Source organism: Tardiphaga sp. (assembly GCF_025356345.1).
Classification (GTDB): domain Bacteria; phylum Pseudomonadota; class Alphaproteobacteria; order Rhizobiales; family Xanthobacteraceae; genus Tardiphaga.
Map to the genome: position 1 here is coordinate 1 of NZ_JANXTC010000302.1, position 7413 is coordinate 7413.

5 protein-coding genes and 1 pseudogene are annotated in these 7413 nt (G+C 62.8%); 3 read left to right on the top strand and 3 right to left on the bottom strand.

Annotated elements, in window-relative coordinates; all coding sequences use genetic code 11:
- The first annotated feature begins 157 nt into the window (after positions 1-157).
- On the top strand, positions 158-1081 hold the full coding sequence (locus tag Q0S16_RS18540) for a fumarylacetoacetate hydrolase family protein (protein ID WP_295851227.1): 924 nt from the start codon (positions 158-160) through the stop codon (positions 1079-1081).
- A gap of 52 nt (positions 1082-1133) precedes the next feature.
- Here Q0S16_RS18540 and Q0S16_RS18545 read toward each other — a convergent pair whose 3' ends face one another.
- Entirely contained in the window at positions 1134-1862 is a 729-nt protein-coding gene (locus Q0S16_RS18545) for a glycosyltransferase family 2 protein (protein ID WP_366517842.1), read from the bottom strand.
- Between the two features lie 280 nt (positions 1863-2142).
- On the opposite strand from Q0S16_RS18545, the pseudogene Q0S16_RS18550 reads away from it, so the two are divergent.
- Positions 2143-2446, top strand: a pseudogene (locus tag Q0S16_RS18550) (transposase); the annotation flags it as partial.
- A gap of 90 nt (positions 2447-2536) precedes the next feature.
- On the opposite strand, the gene Q0S16_RS18555 reads toward Q0S16_RS18550, so the two are convergent.
- Together Q0S16_RS18555 and Q0S16_RS18560 are read right to left on the bottom strand one after the other, a co-directional pair.
- Positions 2537-3946, bottom strand: coding sequence for a pilus assembly protein TadG-related protein (locus Q0S16_RS18555; protein WP_295851232.1), 1410 nt, complete (start codon positions 3944-3946; stop codon positions 2537-2539).
- A 230-nt stretch (positions 3947-4176) separates the two neighbouring features.
- Positions 4177-5406, bottom strand: coding sequence for an MFS transporter (locus tag Q0S16_RS18560; RefSeq protein WP_295851234.1), 1230 nt, complete (start codon positions 5404-5406; stop codon positions 4177-4179).
- A gap of 190 nt (positions 5407-5596) precedes the next feature.
- On the opposite strand from Q0S16_RS18560, the gene Q0S16_RS18565 reads away from it, so the two are divergent.
- Positions 5597-7413 (top strand): flagellar biosynthesis protein FlhA (locus Q0S16_RS18565; protein ID WP_295851235.1); only part of this gene is annotated, 1817 nt, incomplete at its 3' end.

The following is a 7413-nucleotide window of genomic DNA, read 5'->3' on the forward strand; positions in this document are numbered from 1 at the left end:
TTTGCGGACAATGCCGACCCACCGATCAGCCTGCCTCGGCGGTGACGCCCGCGCGGCAGCCGGGGATGAAAGCACGTTGAACAGATCCGATATCGCCGCTACAGCGGTAGCCAAGTAACCGCTGCCCGCCAGCCGCAACATCTGACAGAGACCCACCATGAAATTCGTGACCTTCCAGAAAAACGGACCCGCGCGGCTTGGCGTCCTGATCGGCAACGATGCAATCCTCGATCTGCAACGCGCGCTGTCAGCCACCCCCGGCATTGCATCGGTGTCGGCGGCGGCTTTCGACAGCCTGCTGTCGCTGATCGATGCCGGTGCCTCTGGAATCGCCGCCGCCGACGAATTGATGCGGCTGGCAGAGGCCGGCGGCCTCAAGGATGCGACGCTTCCAATTGCCGACGTCAATTTGCTGGCACCGATTCCGCGGCCCTCGAAGAACGTGTTCTGCGTCGGGCGCAATTACGTCGATCACGTTGCCGAGGGCTATCGCGAGCGCGGCACCGAAATCAAGCTGCCGGAATATCCACAATTCTTCACCAAGCCGCCGACTGCCATCGTGGCGCCAGGCGGCGTGATCCTGCGCCATGCCGGCCTGACCGAGAAGCTCGACTACGAGGTCGAACTCGGCCTGATCATCGGCAAGCGTGGCCGCGACATCCCGGAAGCCGAGGCGCTCGATCATATTTTCGGCTACACCATCATCAACGACGTCACCGCGCGCGATCTGCAGCGCCGGCACGACCAGTGGTTCAAGGGCAAGGGCCTCGACGGCAGTTGCCCGATCGGTCCCAGCGTGGTGCTGCGGCGGGATATCGCCGACCCGCAGTCGCTCGATATCGAACTCAGCGTCAACGGTGCCATACGGCAGCGCTCGAACACCCGACACATGATCTTCCCGATCACCCGCATCATCGCCGAGCTCTCGCTCGGCCTGACGCTGGAGCCCGGCGACATCATCGCCACCGGGACGCCGTCCGGTGTCGGCTATGCGATGGAGCCGCCGCGGGCGCTGCAGAGCGGCGACGTCGTGACGTGCCGGATCGAGGGCATCGGCACGCTGGAGAACCGCGTCGTCTGATCGCCGGTTGCAGCGTCACCGCCATGTCGGCGATGCACCATCGAGGCACGATCTACCTGCCGAGGCGCGACAGCTTGATCCATTTGTCACGCGCGTAGCGGCGATTATATTCGGCGACGCCCAATCCAGCCGATCCGTCGAGAAAGCCGGCGCGGTAGACCAGCGCCTTGAGGAAGGCGGTCCAGCCGTGCAGGAACGGCTGCAGCGGGGCGCCCCGCTTGCCTTCGTCATGCATGCGCTGCGCGGCAAGGTCGGAATACAGGTCGATCTTGCGCTGCGCGTCGATCCACGAGGTGATGCCGTCATGCTCGATGCGGAACGCGGCGCGGCTGATGCGGCCCGGCACGATCAGTCCCTCATGCACCATGTCATCGGAAAACCGGGCATGACCGCGCCTGAACAGGCGAACCACATAATCGGGCGACCAGCCGCTGTGACGGACGATCTTGCCGCAAAAGCGCGAACGACGCGGCGTCTTGTAGGCGTCCGGCGGGCTCGGATCGGTCATCGCCTTCAGGACGGCGGATGAGAATTGCGGCTCGATCCACTCATCGGCATCCAGCGACAGCACCCAGTCGCCGGTCGCCAGATCGAGCGCACGGGCCTTTTGACGTCCATAGCCCGGCCAGTCCGGTGTCACCAATACGCGCGCGCCGAGCGAGCGCGCAATCTCGACGGTGCGATCGGTACTGCCATTGTCCACCACCACGACATCGTCGACAAAATCAACCGAGCGCAGGCAGCGGGCGATATTGGCTTCCTCGTTGCGGGTGATTACCACCAAGGAAAGTGTCGGACGAACAGTTGTCGAAATTGGCATCGAACGCCTCAGGGATATCTTGCCTCGCAAGGCGGTCGCCATGTGCGCGACAGCGCCGACCCCGCTTTCGCAGGGCGTGATCGTGGTCATTGCGGCACGTTGATCCTATGTCAAGCCGTGCCGTCGCGAGAGCCAGGCCCGATGGCCGCCTCATGTGCAGCGGTTCGAGCATGCAGAAGGGCTAGCAGTTTGCTGCCCCCTCTCGCGACAGCGCTGATTTACTGATTCAATTTGCTGGTGAATCAGTGGAAGTCGGGATGCGCGGGTGCCGCAGAACCATCCGCTGAGGAAAATCCGGGCGCTGGTCCGCGATGTGCTGGGCGAGATGAGCCGCATCTTTGCCAACCTCCATGCGAAGGAAGGCCGTCCCTCGATCCCGCCGGAAAAATTGCTCCGCGCGCTGTTGCCGGTGTTCCGTGGCATCCACTCGGAACGCTGGCTGATGGAGCAACTGGACCACAACCTGTTGCACCGCTGGTTTGGAAGGCTATCGCCGGGCGACCGAGTCTGGAACCCGACCCTTCACGAAGAACCGTGAGCGATTGCGGAACGGCGATGTGTTCACCACGCTCATGACCAGGCTCCGGGGTCCCGATCCGATGCTGATTGACATACCATGCTGACCCCTGACGTCGCTAATTGGTGACGTGCGCTGTGACCAGTGCCTGATTGAACATGGCATTCAGCGCGGTGGTAATGTCACCCGGCGTGTTCGCCGTGAAGAAGAATTTGGGTGAGGCACAGCTTGTCAGCGCCGCCGGAATATTCGGAATAATCGCGTTGACGGCATAATCCTCATTGTTGCCGAAACTGGTGGGGTTCTGAATCGTCTGGTAGGGCACGTAGAGAATGGAAATGACGATGCCACGGCTTTTCATCTTGGTGCACAAGGTACTGTCGATCACCGTCGCGTTGTTGTTTCCAGACCAGGTGCCGCCCGATTGCGTCTGGTTGTTCTGCGCGCCATCGGTGATCAGAAAGACGAACGGCAGCGTGTCGTTGAAAGTGGTACCGGTTCCCACGCTGGTGATAACACTGTTCATCGACGGAAAAGCGTTTTCGAAATGCGTTCCGCCGGATCCCAGGCTGGTATTGACGCCGGTATCGAGCAGGGTGGCGAGGTTGGCGGCTGCGTAGTTGATGGTGCCGGGGGTGCTGGACGATCCCGCCAGGCTGCTGGTCAGCGCGGCATAGGTGTACAGTTTCTGAATGAAGGGATAGAGCCCGACACGAAACTGGTTGGAGACTTTTCCCTTGGCGTTGGCCGTCACCAGCAGCTGCTGGACGGCGTTGCCGACCGCGTCCGCACGCAGCTGGATGCAAGCTGACGAGCCGGGAACCGAACAGCCGGTGACCGGCGTATTGGCCACATTCCCCGCGGTTCGCGACAGGCTGTAGCCCATGCATTTACCGCCGGTGCTGTATTTTTGTCCGGAATCCGGACAGGCATTGCTGGCGGAAAAGTGGCACGCGAAGGTACAGCCCTTGGGGTAGGAGGAGTAGTTGTCCGGATTGATCGCCGCGAGCCGGGCTTGCTCGCTGTCATTGGACGGCAGTCCCATCGAGCCCGACACGTCGAGCATCAGGTAGAAATCCAGGTAGGTCGGCAGCGAAGCGGCCGAAGACGATGCGTTGGTCACCGTCAGGTTGCGCCAGCCGGCGATGGCCATGAAAGTGGTCGGCACGACTGCCGAAAAGTTCACCGAGGAGGTCAAAATCGCGCCGACCTTGTTCACCTTCACGGTAAGGGTCACCGAGCTGTAACCGCCGACCGTCGAAATCCTGCCGTTGAAAAAGTTGGTCGCGTCGGTGATGGCGGCGGGAACCGACCCGTCGGCCGTCATCGACTGAGCGGCCAGAAAGCCCGGCGACTGGGCCGAAACGGCCGCCACGCTTGCCGCGTCAGCCGCGGCCAGCAAGGATTCCCGGATACTTGCGGCGCGCGTATAGTCGGCGGCGCATCCGAGGCAGATCGTGAGCGGTACCGCCAGAAGCCCGAACAGCAGCGCGATGTTTCCGCGTCGGTCGCTGCGAAATCGCAGCACCAACCGCCAAAATGAATTGATCAAAATAACGCCCTGACTATGTATCGACTATCAAAATGCAGCCGCATCGAAACGATGCGAATTACTCAGTAAATATTAGATCATACTACCAACAGAGGGTTACGAGTTACATAATACGAAATTGATCAAACCACATAATTCGCGACCCGTACCCGACATGGCGGCGGCTAATCGCGGTGTCGCCGACATAACATAGCGACCGCCCGTCGCTACGCTTGCGAACGTCGCTTTGAACGCAGCAGCAGCGCAATGATGACGGTAATGTTCAGCGCGTTCCAGCCCAGTCCGTTCAGGAAAGCCGCGGCATAGGAACCGGTAGCATCGAAGATCACCCCGGAAAGCCAGCCGCCCAGCGACATTCCGACGACAGTACCAAGGATCACGATGCCAACGCGCGCGGCGGCTTGCGATGCCGGCATCGCTTCACGAATGATGATGGCATAGGCCGGCACGATGCCGCCCTGGAACAGGCCGAACATCGCGGAAATCATGTAGAGCGACGTCAGACCATCAAAGAACAGGTAGAACAGCAGCGCGACGCCCTGCAGCACCGATCCCAGCAGCAACGTGCGCAGGCCACCGATGCGGTCGGCCAGAAATCCCGAGCCCACGCGGCTGACGATCCCGAACGCCAGCATCAGCGACAGCATCTGGGCACCGCGCGTGACGCCGTAACCGAGGTCGCCGCAATAGGCGACGATATGCACCTGTGGCATCGCCATAGCCACGCAGCAGGCGATGCCCGCTACGAACAGCAGACCAGTGAGCGCATTGCTGCCGAGTTGGAGGTCGACCTCGGGCGGCGGCGCGTCAAGATGGCTGCGGCGCGAGCCGGCGCCGGTCTGCCAGCGCAGGATGACAAGCATCGCCAGCAACAGCAGTGAACTGGCCAGCCCGATCCCGATATGGGTCGCCCGCCAGCCATGGCTCTCGATGCCCCATCCGATCAGCGGGGGCCAGAGCGCGCCGCCCACGTAACTGCCGGTCGCGGCCACGGTGACGGCAAAGCCGCGGCGACGCTTGAACCAGTGCGACGCCTCGGCCATCAGCGGCCCGAAGGTCGCGGATGCGCCGGCGCCGATCACGAAATGGATCATGTTGAACTGCCACAGCGCCGCCGCTTGCGACGCGGCGATGTAGCCGAAGCCCATCAGGATCGCCGCCAGCGCGATGGTGGCAACGATTCCGAACCGGTCGGTCAGCTTGCCGGCGATAACTCCGCCCAGCCCGTAGCCGACCATGGCCACCGTGAACGCCAGCGAAGCCTCCCCGCGCGAAGCTCCGAACTCGGTCTGTACCGCCGGCAGCGCCACCACCACCGACCACATCCCGACACAGCCCAGCGAGCCGATGACCAGCGCAATGGCGAGCCTGTTCCACGCCTGACGGGAGTCAGGAACGAATGGCAGCGAATCCCTGGAAAGGCTGGCGACGGACACGGCCGCAACTTCGTCGCACCTTTGGCAGAGGTCAAGTGATCTGCCGCGAAAATAGGCAAATGCAATGCAGACCACTTGAAATAGCCGTGGCGAGCCGCCCAACGCGCCGGCGTTAACCGTTTGATAACCATACACACGGCAAAAATTGCCGGGTGGAATCGCGTGTCGTCAGCCGATCGGGGGAATGCCCGTGGATGCCAGTGCGTTGCCTCACTTGCGGATCGGCGGCCCTCCGGCTGCCGCGCAAAGATTCGGCGCCCGCGAGCGATTTTCGCGGGAGGAAGCATCAACGATGACGGATTTGATCGCGGGTCAGGGTCTGGGGGCGCCCAAGGGCGGCTTCACCTTCACCGATTTACGCAGCATGGTGCTGCGCGGCGATCTGGCACTGGCGTTCGGCGTCCTGACCATCCTGGTCGTGCTGATCATGCCGCTGCCGGCGATCGTGCTGGACCTGTTCCTGGCGATCTCCATCACTCTGTCGATCCTGATCCTGATGACGGCGCTGTTCATCCAGACTCCGCTGGAATTCTCGGCGTTTCCGACCATCCTGTTGATCTCGACCATGCTGCGACTGTCGCTCAACATGGCGTCGACCCGGCTGATCCTGTCCCACGGCCATGAGGGCACCGCCGCCGCCGGCCACGTCATCGAGGCGTTCGGCAATTTCGTGATGGGTGGCAATTTCGTCATCGGCATCATCGTGTTCGCGATCCTGGTGATCGTGAATTTCGTGGTCATCACCAAGGGTTCGGGCCGTATCGCGGAAGTCGCGGCGCGCTTCACCCTCGACGCCATGCCCGGCAAGCAGATGGCGATCGACGCCGATCTCTCCGCCGGCCTGATCGACGAGGCCACCGCGAAGAAGCGCCGCAAGGACCTTGAGGACGAAAGTGGCTTCTTCGGCGCCATGGACGGCGCCTCGAAGTTCGTGCGCGGCGACGCCATCGCTGGCCTGCTCGTCGTCTTCATCAACATTATCGGCGGTATCATCATTGGCGTGGCCCAGCAGGGCCTGTCATTCGGCGAGGCCGCCCGCACCTACACGCTGCTGACCGTAGGCGACGGTCTGGTCACCCAGGTGCCCGCGCTGATCGTGTCGACCGCGGCCGGCCTGCTGGTGTCGAAGGCCGGTATTTCCGGCGCCGCCGACAAGGCGCTCATGAAGCAGCTCTCCGGCTATCCGCAGGCGCTCGGCATGTCGGCCGGCGTGATGCTGGTGCTTGGCCTGTTGCCGGGCATCCCGATGCTGCCCTTCCTCGCGCTCGGCGGCGGCGCCGCCTATCTCTCGTACAGCGCCGGCAAGCGCAACAAGGTCGTCAAGGCCGCCGAGGCACAGGCTGCCGCGGCGCCCGCGGTCGCCGCGGCAGCGGCTTCCGCAGCCGCCGACGAGCCGATCTCGGCGTCGCTGAAGATTGATGATCTTAAGATCGAGCTCGGCTACGCGCTGCTGCCGTTGGTCAACGGCCCCGACGGGACCGATCGCCTGACCGAACAGATCAAGGCGCTGCGCAAATCGCTGGCGGTGGAAATGGGATTTGTGATGCCGTCGGTGCGCATCCTCGACAATGTGCAGCTCGAGGCCAACACCTATGTGATCAAGATCAAGGAAGTCGATGCCGGCACCGGCCGCATCTGGCCGGCGCAATACATGGTCATGGATCCCGGCGGCAACCAGGTCAACGTGCCGGGCATCCATACCACCGAGCCGACCTTCGGGCTACCGGCCACCTGGGTCGACGCCTCGCTGAAGGAGGAAGCCACCATGAAGGGCTACACCGTCGTCGACGCCGCGACGGTGCTGTCAACGCATCTGACCGAACTGCTGAAGGGCAATACCGCAGACCTGCTGTCCTATGGCGAAGTACAGAAGCTGCTGAAGGATCTGCCGAAGGAACAGGGCGAACTGGTCAAGGACATCGTCCCGTCGCTGATCACGGTGTCGGGGATCCAGCGCGTGCTGCAGCTGCTGCTCACCGAACGCATCTCGGTGCGCGATCTGTCGAC